This window comes from Bifidobacterium minimum, from assembly GCF_000741645.1.
Classification (GTDB): Bacteria; Actinomycetota; Actinomycetes; order Actinomycetales; family Bifidobacteriaceae; genus Bifidobacterium; species Bifidobacterium minimum.
On record NZ_JGZD01000006.1, the window covers coordinates 125,741 to 142,882 of the forward strand.

Below are 17,142 nucleotides of genomic sequence, written 5' to 3' on the forward strand. Positions count from 1 at the left end.
ACGCGGCGGCAATGACGCGGTCTGGACATACGGAGAACACGCAATGGCAGGAGGCTGATATGAGTGGCTGGGATGACGGGTCGTATGGTTCTGGTGCCGGAACGCCGCCGACCGGCCCCGCCGGTTCCGGGCCGGAACCTCCGCGCGAATCCGACGATCGGCGGCCATGGCCGTTCGCCCCGCGTGACTGGACGGTCGTTCGGCGGAGGTTCTCCCATGTGGGGGCGGGCCTGTCCGTCATGCTGCTGCTGTGGATCTCGCTGCAGCTGATCGTCTATGCGCTGCTGGCCCTCGTCGTTCCGCGGTCCTCGGATGGATCGTTTCCCACCTGGATGACGCTGCTGTCATCCAGCGGCCCGCTGTACCTCGTGGCGATGCCGCTGTCGCTGGTCGTTCTGACCGCGGTCCCCCGGCTGCCGACGCGCCGGTTCTCCATGGGCGCGGGGGAGTTCGTCAGGCTTCTTGTCGTCTGCGTCCCGTTGATGTACGCCGGCAGCATCATCGGTTCCGTTCTGGCCGCGCTGCTGTCGGGCGGCACCGCGTCCAACGGGTTGGACGATCTTCTTCTCGGATCCGATACGCCCACCATGGTGCTGTTCGTGGTCATCCTCGCCCCGATCTTCGAGGAGTGGATGTTCCGCAAGCAGATCATCGATCGTCTCAGGGCCTACGGCGAGCGGACGGCGATCCTGATATCGGCCCTCGCCTTCGCGCTGTTCCATCTGAACATCTACCAGTTCTTCTACGCCTTCGGGCTGGGGCTGGTGTTCGGCTACGCCTACATGCGCACCTCCCGGCTGAGATACAGCGTGGCGATGCATATGATCATCAACCTCAACGGTTCGGTCATAGCCCCGTGGGTTCTGTCGTTGCTGGGGAAGGACACTCTGGATGCCATCGACTCCGGCTCCATCCAGGCCGTGGAAAGCGCCGTCGCGTCGGCGGGGGTGGGCGTCGCCATATATCTCGTCTATGCCTTCGCGCTGATGGCCGTGATCATCCTCGGCGTGGTCATCCTTGTCCGGGATCGCCGGCGTATCGAATTCTACGTGGCTCCCTATGAGCTTGGCCGTGGCGTGCGGGCCAGGGCCGCGTTCCTGAATCCCGGGATGGTCGTCTATGCCGTGCTGTGCCTGTCGGTTATGGTCATCACCATGATCATGTGATTCCCGCATCCGCCTCCGTATTCTCCCGTATTCGCCCCCGTATTCACCTCCGCCCTCGCGGTGCCGATACCGCGGCCCCTCCGCGGCCGTCACTGTCCTCCGTCACGGCCCTCCGTCACTGCCCTATGGCGGCCCTTTGTTCGATGAAGTCCGCGCTGGCCAACGCCCTTACCGTCGCGTCGCGGATCGTCGAGGCGAGGACGCCGGGCGCCGCGAACACCAGAACGCTTCCCTCGATTCCGTAGGGGGAGAACCCGGAGAATCTCACCAGAACCGAGCCGGATGGCGTCGCCATGTCCGCGGTTGCGGACCGGACCCGCGTGATGATCCATCGTTCGGCGTCGTCCACCGGGGTTCCCGCCTTGATGGTGAAGGGGACGTCCACGCAGGATTCGTTCGCGGGGACGATTCGTTCGAGCGCGGACGTGTTGAGCACGGAGTTCGGGATGACGAGCTTGTTCCCGTTGCGTTCGAGCATCACGGTCTGCCGCCAGGTGATGTCGGTGACCGTTCCCGTGGTTCCGGCGATGGCGATGAGATCGCCGGGATGGATGACGTGCCCCATCATCAGACCGAAGCCGCCGACGATGTTGGCGATGGTGTCCTTGAGACCCAGGGACAGGGCCAGGCCTCCGATGCCGAGCGCGGTGACCAGCGTCGTCGGATTGATGCCGAAAACCGGCTGAAGCACGATGGCGGCGGCCACCGTCCATATCAGAACGCGTGCGAGATTGACGAATATGGATACGCTGGGTATGTGCGAGCGATCGAGCGCGTGCCGAAGAATCGACACCAGCACCTTGGTGGCGATGGCCGCCGCCACCACCACGACCAGAAGGAGCGCGATGCGGTTGGCGTTCGTCGTGAACCAGTTTCCGATGGTGATGATCAGCTCGTCGTTCATGCGCCCGTGTTCGTCCCTTCCGCGTCCGTCCCTTCCGTATTAGTCCCGTCCGCGTCCGTCCCCTTCATGCCTGCCACTTTCGCCTTCCCCTCGTCATCGTCGTGAAGACGGAGCCTGAGCCATGCGTCATGCATGGCAAGCATCCGTCGTCTCTCGTCCTCGTCGACGAACGACGCCTCTATGGAGTTGCGCGCCATGGTCGCCAGATCCTTCAACGCGATTCCCGCGTCCCGCTCCAACGCACGGTAGTTGTCGGCGATGTAACCGCCGAAATAGGCGGGATCGTCGGAGTTGAGCGTGACCTTCACCCCTGCGTCCAGAAGGGCGGCGATGGGAAGATCACGCACCGAGGACGCCACGTGGAGGCGCGTGTTCGATAGGGGGCACATGGTCAGCGGGATGTCGTCGGCCGCCAGACGCCTGACCACGCCGGCGTCGTCGGCGCTGTGGACGCCGTGGTCGATGCGTTCCACGTGAAGCAGGTCCAGCGCCTGCGACACATATCCGGCGGGTCCCTCCTCCCCGGCGTGCGCCACGCGATGCAGACCCATGCGGCCGGCCCTGTCGAACACCCCCGTGAACAGCGAAGGTGGGTATCCCACTTCGGCGGAGTCCAGCCCGATGCCGACGAGGTCCCCCACGCGGTGCTCCACGGCGTCCAGCGTCCGCTCGGCCGATTCGACGGGGAGATCGCGCACGATGCACAGGATGAGGGAGCTGGTGATGCCCCAGCGCTCGCGTCCCAGACGCATCCCCTCCAGAAGACCGTCCATGACGGTGTCGATGGACAGTCCGTTGCCCATATGGACCTGAGGGTCGAAGAAGATCTCGCTGTGCAGAACGCCGTCATGGGAGGCGCGTTCAAGATAGGCCAGCATGAGGTCGCGGAAGTCGTCCGCCGTGCGCAGGACGGCCATGAGCCGATAGTACAGATCGAGGAACGACTGCAGGTCGTCGAACTGGTATTGACGCCGCAGCGTCGCCAGATCCGTCCATGGAAGGGCCACGGAATTCCTTCGTGCCAGCTCAAGGGCCAGATCCGGCTCCAGCGTCCCCTCGATATGCAGGTGAAGCTCCGCCTTGGGGAGTGACGTCAGCGGATCGGCGGCCTCCGTCGCGATGGAGGCGTTCGGCCGTCCGAGAATATCGGCGGGGAATGCGGAGGATAGCGGGGATACGGGGGATACAGGGGGTGTGGGGAACGTGGGGGGATGACGATGTCATGCGGATTCTCCTTCAGAGGTCGATGCGATGCCGCTGTCCCGTGCCGGATGGGAGGGGATCGTCGGTTCCGGTGTCAGGCCGCGGATCCTGTTGCGCATCAATGCGGCTTTGGCGAACAGGTTGACCGCGGCGAGGATGTTGCGCCTATCTTGAGAGGATAGTCCCGCGAACGAGGAGATCATGTCCGGAAGGGCCCTCGGGATAACTCCCAGCATCCCGCGCATGGTGTCGGCGCCGCTGGACTCGAGCGTCGAGAAGAGCGCATCCACGGTCCGTCGCCGTTGCTCGACGGAGAGGCCCTCGATCCACGAGTTCAGCGTCTTGTTGAAGTATTGCGAGCTTGGCGATACCGCCGGCATGCGGACGAGAATCCCATCGTTGATCTGCCAGGAGAACGCGTCGTGCTGCATCAGTCCTTTCTGGTCCGATTCGACCACGGTGCAGGGTTCCGGAGTGTCGAAGATCATGCCGACGATGGAGGAATCGGGGATGATCTTGCGGATCCGTCCGATGACGTTCCGGTATCGGGGTCCGCACACGACGTCGCTGGGGAATCCCGGGCCGTCCAGACTATAGGCGAGTGAGATCCTTTCCTGAACGGCCTTCGGCGCCTCGATCGCGGCGTAGACGGCCAGGTTCCCGCCTTTGGAATGGCCGGTGGTGACGATCCGTCCCCGTGGCCAGATCCCGGCCACGCGGGTGAGGTATCGGACGGCGGACTCCTGGGCCGGCACCGGATATTGGAAGGTCATGTTGAAATCCTCGCGCCACCCCGTGAAGGATTCGTCCGTTCCACGGTACGCCACCACAAGGGTTCCGTCGGGAAGCATCATCGTCTGGGCGGCGAACTGGGTCTGGTGCTCGCAGCTTACATGCTCCTGCACGGCTCCGATTCGGATCGGAGAGAAGCGCGGGCTTGCGCCGACGGCCTCGACGAGCCGGCGCGTGTTGTCGGGGCGTCCCAGTCCGGTGTGGTTGCCGGCGAAATCGAAGTCGGCTTCCAGAAGCATGGCGGACGTCTCCGCGATCGTCGGGCCATCGAACGGCGCCCGCAGCATGGTCGTCAGGGATGTCCAGGGATGCCGGAGATCGGCCCGTCCCGCCCGCCTCCACCAGGTGGATAGACGCGGCTCCTGATCGTCGAGCCTCGGTACGGACGGCGGGAGACGCTCGTATGACAGGCAGGCGAGCACAAGGGCGTCGATCTCCCCGAATGGACGGGAGTCGAAGTCCTCGGTGGTGGAGGTGACGTAGTCGATGATGCTGCCCATGAGTGTCGATCCCCTTGATCCCGTGCCGGCCATGGTGGCGCGCGCCCTGTGATCAGCCGGTTCATGCCGGTTATAGGTCCTATCGTATTGCTTTTCGCGTGGAACGCCGGTTATGCCGTGGTGGCGTGGTGACGTCCTTCTCGTAGAGTGGGACGCATGTCCGATGAGATTGGTGATGGTGGCGTCGATGTGCTGGTGGGTGGATTTGGTCCGCTCAACGGTGAATCGTGCCGTGGAATCGAATGGGTTACGGTTGCCGGCGACGAGGGTGGTGGTTCCCGTGCCGGAGATGAGGGTGGCGATGCCGGGCGTGAGGTCGGCTCCGTGGCGCGTGGGCTGGTCGCCGACCTTCCCTCACCGACATGGCTGCTGCGATGGAGGGACGTCATCGTGGCGGTTCTGGAGAACACCGGCGAGCTGGCGTCCATGCGGCTGTCCTTGCACGGGGGGCGTCCCTCGCTGATGATGCTTTCCAGGGTCGCGGTTCCCGGCGAGGGGCCCACGCATGCGGTGGCGACGCATGACGACCGGGGTTCGGCCGTCGTGCTGGTGGCCGACTACGGCGATGGGACCATCGCGGTGCATGGGCTTGACGAGGCGGGAAGGATCTGCGAATCGAAGCAATCCATTCCGGCTCCGGCCGGTCATGGCCCGCTTCCCGCTCAGGAAGGACCGCATGCGCATTGGATCCTTCCGCTTCCGGATGGGCGTGTGCTGACCACGGATCTGGGCGCCGACCGCGTGCATGTCCATGAGTGGGACGATGGCGTTCTGCGACGCGTCGGATCGATCGTGCTGCCGGCGGGGACGGGCCCGCGCGATATGCATCTGCTGCCCATGCCGGATGGCGGCTGGCGCGTGGCCGTCGTCGGCGAATGGGGCGGGGACGTGACGGTCCTCGATCTGGGGGCGGGCCACGCCGCCTCCGTCCCCGCTCCCGGTTCCGACGACGATGCCTCCGCTGACGACGGCCGGTCCGGGCGTTGCGTCCAGCGCATCTCTCTGTCGGCGGCGCCGGGCGATCAGGCCGCGTCGCTGGCCTTCGTGCCCGATGCCGCGTGGCGTCCCGTCCGGGAGCGGACTTCGTCGGCGTCATCGGACGGCATGGCCTACGTGGGACTGCGAGGGTCGGACAGAATCATGGCGCTGCGGTGGTCGCAGGGAAGGCTGTCCTATGTACCGGCATGGGGTGGGCATGACGGCGGTGGTCGGAGTGGCTTCCCGGACGACCCATCCGCCGATCGTTCATGGCGTGAGCGTGGAGTCTCCAGCGGCGGCGGACGCCCGCGTCACATTCTGGCGTATGGGCGGATGCTGGTCGTGTCCAACGAGACGTCGAATCATCTGGACGTCTTCGGCATCGCCGATGATGGTCGCCCCGTCGCCCGTGACGTCGTGTCCGTGGGATCACCGACCGTCACGCTGCCCATCGGGGAGCCCGGCGTCGCGCGGTGATCGCGTGAGGGGCCTCCTCCCTACGGGGGCCTCGTCCCTACGCGGGGTCCCCGTCCGGCGTGATCCGGGCCAAGGCCAGAGCGTCGTCCCTCCCCGGACATTGCGGGACGCCGCCCTGGCTGTGGGCGATGGCGAGTGATGCGGCCGCGTTCGCGATGCGGACGGAGTCGATGAGAGACCATCCCTGTGCCAGCATGGCGCATAGAGTGCCGGTATGACAGGAGCCCGCCGACCGCGTGTGGATGGGCTCGGTGGGGAAGCCCTCGACGTGGGTGAGTATTCCGCCCGGCTCCCGCACCCATGCGCCGCGGGACCCGGCGCGAAGCACAAGGGGCGCGTGGAGCGCCGCTCCGAGTTCCGTGCACAGTATGCCCATGGATTTGTCGAAGGAGCCCCCGACGGTCATGGCGCTGCTGTAGTCGATGTCGACTCCGAGCCTTTGGGTCAGTTTCTCCGCCTCCTGACGGTTGCATGACCACAATGGGCGTGCCAGGACGGTGTCCTCGATGAGATGGTCGCTGACGAGATCCAACGAGCGGGTGGGATTGATGACGATCCCATACTCGCGGTGCAGCGGGTTCGATTCGGGACGCCGGAGAAACGCGTCGAGTCCTGATGCGGAGTGGTCCATCAGGCTGTTGCCGCTGATGTGGACGATGTCCGAGGGCTTCGGCTCGATGTCGTCGAATATGTCGTCCGCCCCCTGGGCCTCCGCCCCGTACCGGGCGATGAAGGTCTTCCTGTCGCCGTCATTGAGGACGATGCGGAATCCGGTGTCGGAATCGATGCGGTCCTGCCCTATGTGGTCGATGCCGTGGGTGGCCATAGCGGTGCGGATCGCGGTGCCCCATATCCCGGTTCCGATGATTCCGGCATGCATGCTGGGCGAGCCCATCCGCTGGACGGCCTGCAGAACCCGGAAGCTCCCTCCCAGGGCGGGTTCGGCGTCCGCCGCGACGGCAAACCCGCCGGATGGCGGGACGTCGGCCACATCCATCATGATGTCCATCCAGATCTGCCCGAGGGAGATCACGGAGGGTTCATGGACGATGGCGTCCATCTGTTGGGCTGGCGATGATGCCATAATGACCTCCTTCGCGTCGGTGCGGCTGAAGCGGCCACCCGCATGGATATCGGGCGGATGATTTGGGCTTAGCAGTGCATCCTGATGATATTCTGAACGTCGTTTGCCGCTCTGGCCAATCGACGGTGGTCAGGGTGTTCATCGTAGTCCGTCGACCGGGAGGGCATGCCGCGCATTCCGCAGTTGCATTCCTGAGAAGCATGGGATATAGTAGACAAGTTGTGTGCTCGTTCGGCGTCGTGACGCTTTACGTCGGGAATCGTCGGGTGGGCGTGATGATGTCTTGCAAGACAACGTTTAAGGGAGTCCATCATGGCAGCTCGTTGCGCAGTGTGCGGCAAGGGACCGCAGACCGGTTACACCGTATCGCATTCGCATATCCGCAATAAGCGCGCCTTCCGCCCGAACCTGCAGCCGGTTCGCACCACCGTTGACGGAGAGAACGTCCGCGTTCGCGTATGCGTCAAGTGCCTCAAGGCTGGCAAGGTTCAGCGCGTGGCCGCGTGAATCCCAGCGGAGTGATGTCTGGCCCCGAAGACCCCCAGGTCTTCGGGGCCATTCGTTTGCGGAGGGTGCGTCGGCGTCGGGCATGGGCATGCCGGTCGGGGTGGTCGGGGACAATGCGGTGATATGAGCGCTTCATCGGACACATCCCTCCCGGGCGGCGCATCCGTGCCGTCCGACGCGGGCGTGGATTCGTCCGCGGTATCGCTTGACACCCGTGTTTCGGCGCTGCTGACCAACAAGCGTCGTGTCTCGGCGCTGAAGTCATTGGGGATCGTCACCGTCGGCGACGCCGTGACCTATTACCCTTTCAGAGTCGTCGATCCGGTTCCGCTGCGGACGCTTTCCGGGATCGTCCCGGGTCAGGCGTCCGCCTGCGTGGTCACCGTCGTGGAGTCGCGGGTGCGGCCGATGTCATCCCGTCGCGGGTGGCGTCTGGAGGTCAGTGTCGTCGATGCGCGTCCGGGCGTCGCCCCGGTGACGGGGCCCATGGCCACGCTGGTCTTCTTTTCCGGAAAACGTCCGTATATCGCGTGGATGGAACAGCGCCTTCATGACGGTTCCACGGTCGTGATCAGGGGCATGGCGGGCACGTTCAACGCCGACCTTCAGTTCGTGCATCCCGACGTGGACGTCGTGGCGGATTCCGCGTCCCTCGATGGCGTGGTGGAGAGGGTGACGCGTCCTCGACCCGTGTACCACGCGAATTCCCGCATCTCCGCCGAGCATCTGCACGAGACCATCCTCCAGCTGCTGTCTCGCGTCGACGGGACCGGGGTGCCCGACCGGATTCCCGAGCCGATACTCGAGAGCCGTGGATTCCCCCATCGTCGCGAGGCCCTGGCGATGGTTCATGACCCCGCGAGCGTGGAGGATTTCCATCGCGCCATCGGCGCTCTGCGCTATGAGGAGGCGTTGGTGTCCCAGATCGCCGTCCTCCGACAGCGTGAGCAGGCCCGCGCGGGCCGGACGTTCGTGTGCGGGAACCGGTCGATGGTCGAGGGTTATCTGAAGGCCCTCCCGTTCTCGTTGACCGATGGACAGCGTCGGGTGATTGATGTCATCGCCCGCGACATGGCATCCGGGCATCCCATGCGTCGCCTTCTGCAGGGCGAGGTCGGATCGGGGAAGACGGTGGTGGCCCTGGCCGCGATGCTCCAGGCGGTCGGATCGGGGCATCAGGCGGTTCTCGTCGCGCCGACCCAAGTTCTGGCGGGACAGCACGTGCGGTCGCTTCGTCGGATGATCGACGATGCAGGATTGGATGTGCCCATCCATCTCGTCACCGGGGGAATGCGGCTGGCGCGCCGTCGCCGTGTTCTGGCGGCCGTGGCGTCGGGCGAACCGGCGTTGATCGTGGCGACTCATGCGGTGTTCTCCCGCACCTTCCAGGCTCCCGACGTGGCCGTCGTGGTGATCGACGAGCAGCACCGCTTCGGCGTGGAGCAGCGGGGGTCGCTGGGCCGGGATTGCGAGGGTCGTCGCCCGCATCTTCTGGTTATGACGGCGACGCCTATCCCACGCACCGCGGCGATGACCTGGTTCGGCGATCTGGACGTCTCCGAGCTCACCGAGCTTCCGCAGGGGCGCAGACCGGTGACGACGGTGGTCGTCCGCGAGGAGGACGGAGCCACTATGGCGCGGATGTTCGCCCATGTGCGGGCGCGTATCGACGCGGGGGAGAGGGCGTATGTCGTCTGCCCGCGCATCGATGACGATCAGGGCGTACGCGCGTCCTCCGGGAATTCCGCCGAAGTCGAGGATGATGATGGCTTCGAAGAGCCTTATGCGGATGTCGAGTCCTCGGCCGATGGCGAGGCGAACCACGATGACGGGGGCCGCGATGGGGGTCGCCCGCCGCTTCACGCGGTCAGGCAGATGGCGGATCGTCTTGCCTCGCTTCCGCAGTTCGCGGGAATCGACATCGTCACGTTGACCGGGCGTGATGATGACGCGACCAAGGATGCGGTGATGGCGCGGTTCGCCTCCGGAGAGGCTCCGCTTCTGGTTTCCACGACCGTGATCGAGGTCGGTGTGGACGTCCCCCAGGCGAGTTGCATTGTGGTTTTCGACGCCGACCGATTCGGACTGTCGCAGCTGCATCAGCTGCGTGGTCGCGTTGGACGTGGGGGGACTCCGGCATGGGCCTTTCTTATATCACGGGCCGATCCGGGCAGCGTCGCGGAACGGCGTCTTGACGTGGTGCGCGCGACGATGGATGGCGCGCGCATCGCCAGCGCGGATCTGGAGATGCGCGGAGCGGGCGACGTGGTGGGCGACGCGCAGTCGGGCCTTCGGTCGGGATTCAAGCTTCTTCGCGTCGTAGCCGACGCCCAGACGATTCGCGATGCCCGGAAGGACGCGGAACGGCTTCTTGACGACGATCCCGGACTGGAATCGCATGTCCAGCTGGCCGGAGCGGTGGTGGATTTCTCCCGCGCCAGCGAGACCGCGCTGCTCGGGGCGTAACCGTGGCCATGGTCGATCTGGCCGCGCGGTGGCTGCGGCCGTGATTGTGACCGTGCGGTGGACCGTGACCGTGCGGTGGACCGTGACCGTGCGGTGGCTCATAACCGTGGCGGCGCTGCACGCGCGGCATCGTGGACGGGGATGGCTACAGTGGTGGCCATGCATGTGATCGCAGGACGGTTCAAAGGCACCCCTCTGGCGTCGGCCCCCTCCGGAACGCGGCCGACCACCGATAGGACGAAGGAGGCCATCTTCTCGCATCTCGAGGCGTGGAACATGGTGGAGGACTCCCGCGTGCTCGACCTGTTCGCGGGTACCGGCGCCCTGGGCGTCGAAGCACTGTCCCGGGGCGCGGCGAGCCTGGTCTGCGTGGATTCGTCTCCCGCCGCCATCGCCGCGGTGAACGACGTCGCAAGGCGGATCCGCGCGCGCATGCGGTCGACGGATCGTGCGGACATCCACGCGGTCAGAAGTCCCGTGGAGCGTTATCTGCGGTCGGCGGTCTCCGAGCGGTTCGACGTCGTCTTCATCGATCCGCCCTATGACTACCCCACGGCGCATTGCGAGGAGCTTCTGGCCACTCTGGCGGATCACAGGATGCTCCCGCCCGAAGGGATCATCGTGCTGGAGCGTTCGACGCGTTCCGTCATGCCGCGGGATGACGACCGATGGAATCTGGTCGACCGGAGGACCTACGGCGAGACCGCGGTGCTGTACTACGAGATCACGGGGGACGACGGGACTGTGGGGAACGACGGGCTCATAGCGAACGGCGGCCTCGCGGAGCATGGCGAGACCACTGAGCATGCATGACTGGCTCGGGGAACGACAGCCGGAACGACAGCCGGAACAACAGCCTCGGGGAACGATAGCGGGAGCGCGGCCATCGGGCCCCGATCCTTATGTCTCACTTATGTCTCAATCCATATCGTCGGGATGGTCGGCCATCATGCGTGCGACGGCCGACGTTCGATCGTTGACCTCGAGTTTGGCGAAAATGCGAGTGAAATAGGTTTTTACCGTCGTCTCCCCGATGAACAGGCTTCTGGCGATCTGCCGGTTGGTCATGCCGTCGGCGGCCAGACGCAGCACTCTGAGCTCCTGCGCGGAGAGTCCCTGGCGCCTGGACGGTGGTCGTCGCAACTGCACAGTGACAGCCTGAATGGCGTGGGAGTCGAGGACGGTGCGTCCGGCCATGGTGTCGCGTATCGCATCGGCAAGGGCGGCGGGACGGACGTCCTTGAGAAGATAGCTGTTCGCGCCGGCTTCGATTGCCGGCAGGATGTCCGCATCGGAATCATACGTGGTCAGAATCACGATCTTCGTCGTGGGGGCGAATGACAGCACTCTCTCGCTGACCTCGGGGCCGTTCATGTCCGGCATGCGCAGGTCCAGCAGAAGAAGGTCGGGGCTGGTCGCCCTCACTAGTCCCACGGCCTCCTCTCCGTTCGACGCCTCACCGACGACCTCCAGATCGGCATGCTTCATCAGCATGCTTTTGATGCCCTCGCGAACCATGCGGTGATCGTCAGCTATGACCATGCGTATCATCGTGATCCCCGTCCGTGGAGAACCTCGTCGATGGCGACCCCCGACGTGGCGTTCGACGTGGCGACTTGGATGGTGCCCGACGTGGCGACCTCCGACCTGGCGCCCCTCATGATGCCGTCGTCGTCGGATGCGGCATTGCTGCCGCGGATCGGCAGCGACGCCTGTACTGTGGTTCCCGATCCGGGCGCCGAATCGATGCGCAACGTTCCTCCGAACCGGTCCACGCGACGGCGCATGTCCGTCAATCCGTATCCGTGCCCCGGTGCCCGGCAACCATTGCGGCGCTCGCGCTCCTGCGCGTCGACGTCGAACCCCGCGCCGTCGTCGGTGATGGTGACGACGATCCTGTCATCCTCGGGCTCATCGCGCATGCGCATGACGGTTACCTCGACGTTATGCGCGAAGGCGTGGCCGCGGATGTTCGCCAACGATTCCTGGGTGATGCGCAGTATCACGACCTGTAGCTGCTGGTCGCCGATCGCGAGGGTTCCGTCGTCGTCGCAGTCGATGGTCGCGTCGATTCCCGTCTGCTCGGAGAACCTCCGGACCGTGCGATGCACGGAATCATGGAGTCCGCGCCCTCCCCGCAGCGACGTCGGCATGCCGGCGGCGACCAGCTGCCGGGCGTCGTCCAGACCCTCCTGGGCCATCATGGTGATCATGGAGAGATGCGCGTCGAGATTCTCGAGCTCCCCGGACTGCGCCTCCTCGCGTGCGGTTCTTCCCAGAGCCAGCATCGACGCCAGGGATTGGGCCAGCGTGTCGTGAACTTCGCCGGCCACACGCTGCCTTTCGGCCATGATGCCCTCGTCATGGCTCAATGCCCGGATCTGTCCCTGCTGGTCGAGGAGCTGCGTCACCAGATGCTGGTTGTGGTTGCTCACCTGAACGATCTGATCGATGGCGCCGCCGATCATGGCGCTGAAGAGTATGGAGCCGCCGGATTGGGCGATCGCGTTCATGACGGTAACCGTCGTGGGCGGCCAGGCTTGGGCGATGGAGATGGCGACGAGGCCGATGTTCATCGTCGTGATCAGCCACATCGCCGATCCGTAGGTGAAGGCTATGAAGAGCTCGGGGATCAGGAACACCTGCGCGAACATCGCCTGATGCTCCAGACAATAGGCCGCCAGTTGGGATGCCGCCGTCAGCCCCGCGAATATCCAGCCCCACGCCCCGCTTTTGCTCGTCATGAACCGTTCGTTCGATACTCCCCTGGTGCGGGGACTGACGCTCACCAGGAACATCACGCTGGGGACGGCGACCAGACACGCCGCGACGATTCGTGACGAGACCGCGGCGGAGCCGGACGTCACGATCAGCAGCGCGATCAACGGCGTGCTGATGATGAGATAGCCATTCCACCGGCCGCGCATGGAACGTCGTGGCACGGTGGACGGCGGTCCGGGAACCGCATCCATCGCACTGATGTCCTCATCCACGGCGCGTTCCTTTCTTGCTTTTTCGCCGGGCGGGTCCGCGCTTTCCATGGGATCGGCCATGCGCCGGACATCGCGACCGGATGGCCCGCATCGGGCGGCGTCCGGGGGCGGGCGTTCCCTTAGACTACCGCCAAAGACCGGAGTCAGTCCGTGGCAACGTCCGATGGCTCCGCGCTGTGGTCCGGCAGTGCCGCACGACTGTGGCTCTGCGCCGCCGCACGGTGGGCATCGCCTGGCCCGTAGAACGCCGCGATGAGAAGGAACGCCAGTCCCACCGCGGCCATCGTGAGGAAGACGGTTCCGCTTGCCGATTCCGGCTCCGCTGAGCATCAGAGGGACGGTCAGGGCCGACACCGGAGGAACTCCCGCGTCGAGGCCGCCCGCGATGGCATGCAGCCGTCCGAACCCGATGATGGACAGGAGTCCCGCGACGAGCAGCACTCTGCGGATGCCGTGCGCGTCGAAGATCCTGGCGCCGATCTGGGCCGCCACCATGAAGCCGATGAAGAAGTACAGAATGAATTCGCTGGCGTGCAGGACATTCTGGTCCAGCGCCAGCTCGCCGTACACGCTGACGAAGTACATGACGGGGATGAATGCCATGGAGGCCGCCAACGTCGCCAGAGCGGACAGCGAGAACCGAGCGCTGCGGAACACTCCGATGGTGATGATGGGGCGGGTGGTTCGGCTCTCATGGATTCCGAACGCCAGGAACAGGATGACGCTGCAGAGGAGACCGCCGATGATGCGGACGTTGGTCCATCCCACGGTTCCGCCCTGCTGCAGGGGGATGATCAGCGACGCCATCGCCAATGCCACCAGCACGGCTCCCGGCCAATCCATGGAGGCGAGTCCCGCTGCCAGGCCGGTGCTGCCGTCGGCCGGAGTGAGCGCCCATATCAGGGATACGGCGGCGATGGCCAGAGGCAGATTGATGAAGAACACGGCACGCCAGAAGAAGGTGATGAGATAGGACCCCGCTATGGGGCCTATCGCGGTCATGCCACCGGTGATGGCGAAGAACATGGCCATGTATTTGGCGCGCTTCTCCTGTGGCGCGTGGCTGAATAGTATGCCGATGGCCGAGGGGAACATCAGAGCCAGTCCCGCCCCCTGCACCACGCGGGATACGATCATCCACGCCAGCGCGAGAGAACCCTGCGGGGTGAGCCCGCACAGAAGGCTGCCTATGGCGAACGCGATGGTCCCGGCCAGCATCATGCGCTTGTACCCCAGCACGTCGGCGAGTTTTCCCGCAACGGGGAACAGGGCCGCGGCGGCCAGCTGGTAGGAGTTCACGATCCATTCGATTCCCCGGGAGTCCAGCGAGAGGCCCGTCTGAATCGTCTATGAGGACAGGGACACGATGGTCTAATCAATCGAACTCATCGACACCGCCACGATAAGCCCCGTGAGGATGATGCCGACCGAACGGTTTCGTGCCCGGTCGGGTCGATTCTGCGGACTTCGCACGGTTCGCCGCGCCCGGTCGGATTCGGATCGCGTCACGTCGTCCGATACGTCAGGTGGTGTCATGTCATGAGCCTTCCAGCCGGGTCCAGTGGGGTGCCTTACCGCCACGCACGGCGGCCGGGAACGGTTCCAGGACTAGAAGGGGTGGAAGGGGATATCCGTAGCCCACCCGGGCGCGGACGTGTCCTCCTTATGGTGGACATCACCGCTCTGGAGGACGTCACCGACGAGGCGAATGCCACCGAATGTCACCGAATGTCACCGAATGCCACCGAATGCCACCGAATGTCACCGACGAGTCGGACGTCACCGACGAGGCCGGTCTCCGGAGACGTCCCATCCCAGGTCGCGCAGCGTGGCCCTGTCCTTTTTGTCAAGATCGGCGCATGTCAGGCGCTCGATCAGATCAGGACGTATCCGGCTGGTCCGGCTCAGCGCCTCGTCCCGGCGGTATCTGTCGACCCGTCCGTGATCGCCGCTGAGGAGGACGGGAGGAACCTCAAGACCTCTCCATAGTGCGGGCCTGGTGTACTGGCGATGCTCCAGCAGGGGATCGCGACCGGTATAGGACTCCTCCACGATGGATTCGGGATTGCCCATGAAGCCGGGAAGGAGACGGACTATCGCCTCCATCATCACCGCGACCGCCACCTCGCCTCCGTTGAGCACATAGTCACCGATGGAGTACTCGCGGACGTCCAGCCCCCGTCCGCGGTAGTACTCGGGGACGCGGGCGTCATAGCCCTCATACCGGCCGCATCCGAAGACCAGATGCCCGGCGTGAGAGAGGCGAGTCGCCTCCGACTGCGTGAAAAGAGGGGCGGAGGGATTGGGGAAGATGAGGATCGGAGTCGCCGTGGCCCGAGCTTCTGCGGTCGACGTCGCTGAGGAGGGCGACGCCGCGGAGGACGGCGCTGAGGAGGGCGTCGTTCCGTTGATATCCTCGGCGGACGGCGACGCGTCCGAATCATCGGGACCAGTCAGATTCAGTAGATCATCGAGGCAATCGGCCCAGACCTCCGGTTTCATCACCATTCCGGCGCCGCCGCCCACGGGAGTGTCGTCAACCGAGTGGTGGACGTCGTGCGTCCAATCACGCAGATTGTGGGTGGTGATGGACAGCAGGCCTTTGTCCCGGGCCTTTCCCATCAGACTGAGGCCCACGACGTCGAAGTATTCCGGGAACACCGACACGATGTCGATGAGCATCGTCGCGCTCATGCGGCGGTGTCCTCGGCGTCATCCGTGATGGCGGCGGACTCAGGGGCTTCTCCGTCATTCGTGGCATCCGTGGCTACGTCGTCGTCCATGCTGTCGTTCGTGCCGTTGTCGTCGTCGTCCATGTCGTTGTCGTCGTCGGCTGACAGTCCGGGCATCAGACCGCCAGGCGGGTCGATCGTGATGATGCCGGCCTCGGTGTCCACGTCGGGGACGATCTGCTCGACGAATGGCACCAGTGCGGTGCGCTGCCCGTCGACGGGCTTCCGAAGGCGGATGGTCAGCAGCGCCTGCGCTGTGGCGTCACTGACGTCGACGACGGTTCCGATCGTCATATCGGCGGGAAGGCCCAGGGAGTTGCCTGCGGCGGGGATGACGGTCAGCCCGATGAGGTCGCGTGGATAGAACGCATCCTCCCGGGCCAGCTGCTCGGCGGTGTCGGGATGGGTGAAAAGAACCGTGCCGTTGAGGTCTTCGGCCGCATCGCGGTCGTTCACCCCCGCAAAGTGGAGGATCCAATGGTTGCGGAACGTTCTCGAGGAGTCGACGGTCAGGACGTTCCCGTCGTCATCGATAAGCCGTGATTCCGGGGCGAAGCGGATATCGGGTTCGGAGGTGAAGCTCTGGACGGTGACCTCGCCTCTGAGGCCCTGGGCGCGTCCGATACGACAGACCCTCAGCAGATCGTGCTGAGGGTCGTCGGCGTGCTGTTGGTGTGCCACGCTACCGGATCACCGCCGTATGTCCATGATGTCCACGCGGACGCTGTGGTCGGACAACGCCTGGATGACGGTGCGGATGGCGTTGGCCGTCCTGCCGTTTCTCCCGATGACGCGCCCGATGTCCTCGGGGTTCACGCGCACGCGCAGCAGCTCGCCACGCGGGTTCTCGTGCGATTTCACGGACACGTCATCGGGGAAGTCCACGATGTTCTTGATGAGGTGTTCGACGGCTTCGGCAAGCATGGTCACTCAGCCTGGCTCTGCTCATCGGCCTTGGCCGTCTTCGCCGCATCGGCGGAGTGGGCGGCCTTGAGCTTCTGGGCCTGGGCGTCGATGGCCTCGATGCGGGCGGCGGCATCCGGTCCGTCCTCGGGGGTCTTCAGAGTGCCTTCGGCACCCTCGAGTCCCTTGAACTTCTGCCAGTCTCCGGTGATGGTGAGCAGCCGCAGAACGGGCTCGGTCGGCTGGGCGCCGACGCCGAGCCAGTACTGGACGCGCTCGGAATCGATCTGGATGAGGGACGGCTGCTTGTTCGGATCGTACAGACCGATCTCCTCGATGGACTTGCCGCCGCGCTTGTTGCGTGAGTCGCTGATGACCACACGGTAGAAGGCGTAGAACTTCTTGCCCATGCGCTTGAGACGAATCTTGGTTGCCAA

General features: G+C 65.0%; 15 protein-coding genes and 2 pseudogenes. 6 read left to right on the top strand and 11 right to left on the bottom strand.

Annotated features, from left to right (window positions below; genetic code table 11):
- Positions 1–59 precede the first annotated feature (59 nt).
- The gene (locus BMIN_RS01885; RefSeq protein WP_152595228.1) at positions 60–1,166 is read left to right on the top strand and encodes a CPBP family intramembrane glutamic endopeptidase; all 1,107 of its coding nucleotides are present in this window, start codon (positions 60–62) and stop codon (positions 1,164–1,166) included.
- A gap of 115 nt (positions 1,167–1,281) precedes the next feature.
- Here BMIN_RS01885 and BMIN_RS01890 read toward each other — a convergent pair whose 3' ends face one another.
- The 3 genes from BMIN_RS01890 to BMIN_RS01900 all read right to left on the bottom strand — a co-directional run bounded on the left by BMIN_RS01890 (position 1,282) and on the right by BMIN_RS01900 (position 4,565).
- The gene (locus tag BMIN_RS01890; RefSeq protein WP_022861256.1) at positions 1,282–2,070 is read right to left on the bottom strand and encodes a mechanosensitive ion channel family protein; all 789 of its coding nucleotides are present in this window, start codon (positions 2,068–2,070) and stop codon (positions 1,282–1,284) included.
- Positions 2,067–3,215 carry an adenosine deaminase gene (locus tag BMIN_RS01895; RefSeq protein WP_081928444.1) on the bottom strand — a complete coding sequence of 383 codons (1,149 nt, stop codon included), beginning with the start codon at positions 3,213–3,215 and terminating at the stop codon, positions 2,067–2,069. The genes BMIN_RS01890 and BMIN_RS01895 overlap by 4 nt, the downstream gene beginning before the upstream one ends.
- A 75-nt stretch (positions 3,216–3,290) precedes the next feature.
- The gene (locus BMIN_RS01900; RefSeq protein ID WP_081648016.1) at positions 3,291–4,565 is read right to left on the bottom strand and encodes a DUF2974 domain-containing protein; all 1,275 of its coding nucleotides are present in this window, start codon (positions 4,563–4,565) and stop codon (positions 3,291–3,293) included.
- Positions 4,566–4,721: 156 nt separating this feature from the next.
- Here BMIN_RS01900 and BMIN_RS01905 point away from each other — a divergent pair, with 156 nt between their 5' ends.
- Entirely contained in the window at positions 4,722–6,020 is a 1,299-nt protein-coding gene (locus BMIN_RS01905) for a lactonase family protein (protein WP_022861259.1), read from the top strand.
- A gap of 37 nt (positions 6,021–6,057) precedes the next feature.
- Here BMIN_RS01905 and BMIN_RS01910 read toward each other — a convergent pair whose 3' ends face one another.
- Positions 6,058–7,104, bottom strand: coding sequence for a PfkB family carbohydrate kinase (locus BMIN_RS01910; protein ID WP_051126326.1), 1,047 nt, complete (start codon positions 7,102–7,104; stop codon positions 6,058–6,060).
- A gap of 312 nt (positions 7,105–7,416) precedes the next feature.
- Between BMIN_RS01910 and rpmB the strand changes: the two genes are divergently transcribed.
- The 4 genes and pseudogenes from rpmB to rsmD all read left to right on the top strand — a co-directional run bounded on the left by rpmB (position 7,417) and on the right by rsmD (position 10,890).
- On the top strand, positions 7,417–7,611 hold the full coding sequence (rpmB, locus tag BMIN_RS01915) for a 50S ribosomal protein L28 (protein ID WP_022861261.1): 195 nt from the start codon (positions 7,417–7,419) through the stop codon (positions 7,609–7,611).
- A gap of 924 nt (positions 7,612–8,535) precedes the next feature.
- A pseudogene (locus BMIN_RS09135) lies at positions 8,536–9,126 on the top strand (DEAD/DEAH box helicase); the annotation flags it as partial.
- A 360-nt stretch (positions 9,127–9,486) separates the two neighbouring features.
- On the top strand, positions 9,487–10,077 hold the full coding sequence (locus tag BMIN_RS09140) for a helicase-related protein (protein WP_420796710.1): 591 nt from the start codon (positions 9,487–9,489) through the stop codon (positions 10,075–10,077).
- Positions 10,078–10,236: 159 nt separating this feature from the next.
- Entirely contained in the window at positions 10,237–10,890 is a 654-nt protein-coding gene (rsmD, locus tag BMIN_RS01925; protein ID WP_051126340.1) for a 16S rRNA (guanine(966)-N(2))-methyltransferase RsmD, read from the top strand.
- A 105-nt stretch (positions 10,891–10,995) separates the two neighbouring features.
- On the opposite strand, the gene BMIN_RS01930 is transcribed toward rsmD, so the two are convergent.
- From BMIN_RS01930 to rpsP, 7 genes and pseudogenes are all read right to left on the bottom strand, one after another.
- Positions 10,996–11,619 (bottom strand): response regulator, encoded by a 624-nt coding sequence (locus BMIN_RS01930; protein WP_238565584.1) that lies wholly within the window; start codon positions 11,617–11,619, stop codon positions 10,996–10,998.
- Between the two features lie 5 nt (positions 11,620–11,624).
- Positions 11,625–14,414 (bottom strand): MFS transporter, encoded by a 2,790-nt coding sequence (locus BMIN_RS07960; protein ID WP_338010521.1) that lies wholly within the window; start codon positions 14,412–14,414, stop codon positions 11,625–11,627.
- Between the two features lie 27 nt (positions 14,415–14,441).
- Positions 14,442–14,606: a hypothetical protein gene (locus tag BMIN_RS08505; RefSeq protein ID WP_155522363.1), complete on the bottom strand. Its 165-nt coding sequence runs from the start codon at positions 14,604–14,606 to the stop codon at positions 14,442–14,444.
- A gap of 243 nt (positions 14,607–14,849) precedes the next feature.
- A complete protein-coding gene (gene trmD, locus BMIN_RS01940) occupies positions 14,850–15,752 on the bottom strand; it encodes a tRNA (guanosine(37)-N1)-methyltransferase TrmD (RefSeq protein WP_026647487.1) in 903 nt (300 codons plus the stop codon).
- A 155-nt stretch (positions 15,753–15,907) separates the two neighbouring features.
- Positions 15,908–16,483 (bottom strand): annotated as a pseudogene (gene rimM / locus BMIN_RS01945) (ribosome maturation factor RimM); the annotation flags it as partial.
- Between the two features lie 9 nt (positions 16,484–16,492).
- Positions 16,493–16,726: an RNA-binding protein gene (locus BMIN_RS01950; protein ID WP_026647488.1), complete on the bottom strand. Its 234-nt coding sequence runs from the start codon at positions 16,724–16,726 to the stop codon at positions 16,493–16,495.
- Positions 16,727–16,728: 2 nt separating this feature from the next.
- On the bottom strand, positions 16,729–17,142 hold the full coding sequence (gene rpsP, locus BMIN_RS01955; RefSeq protein WP_022861268.1) for a 30S ribosomal protein S16: 414 nt from the start codon (positions 17,140–17,142) through the stop codon (positions 16,729–16,731).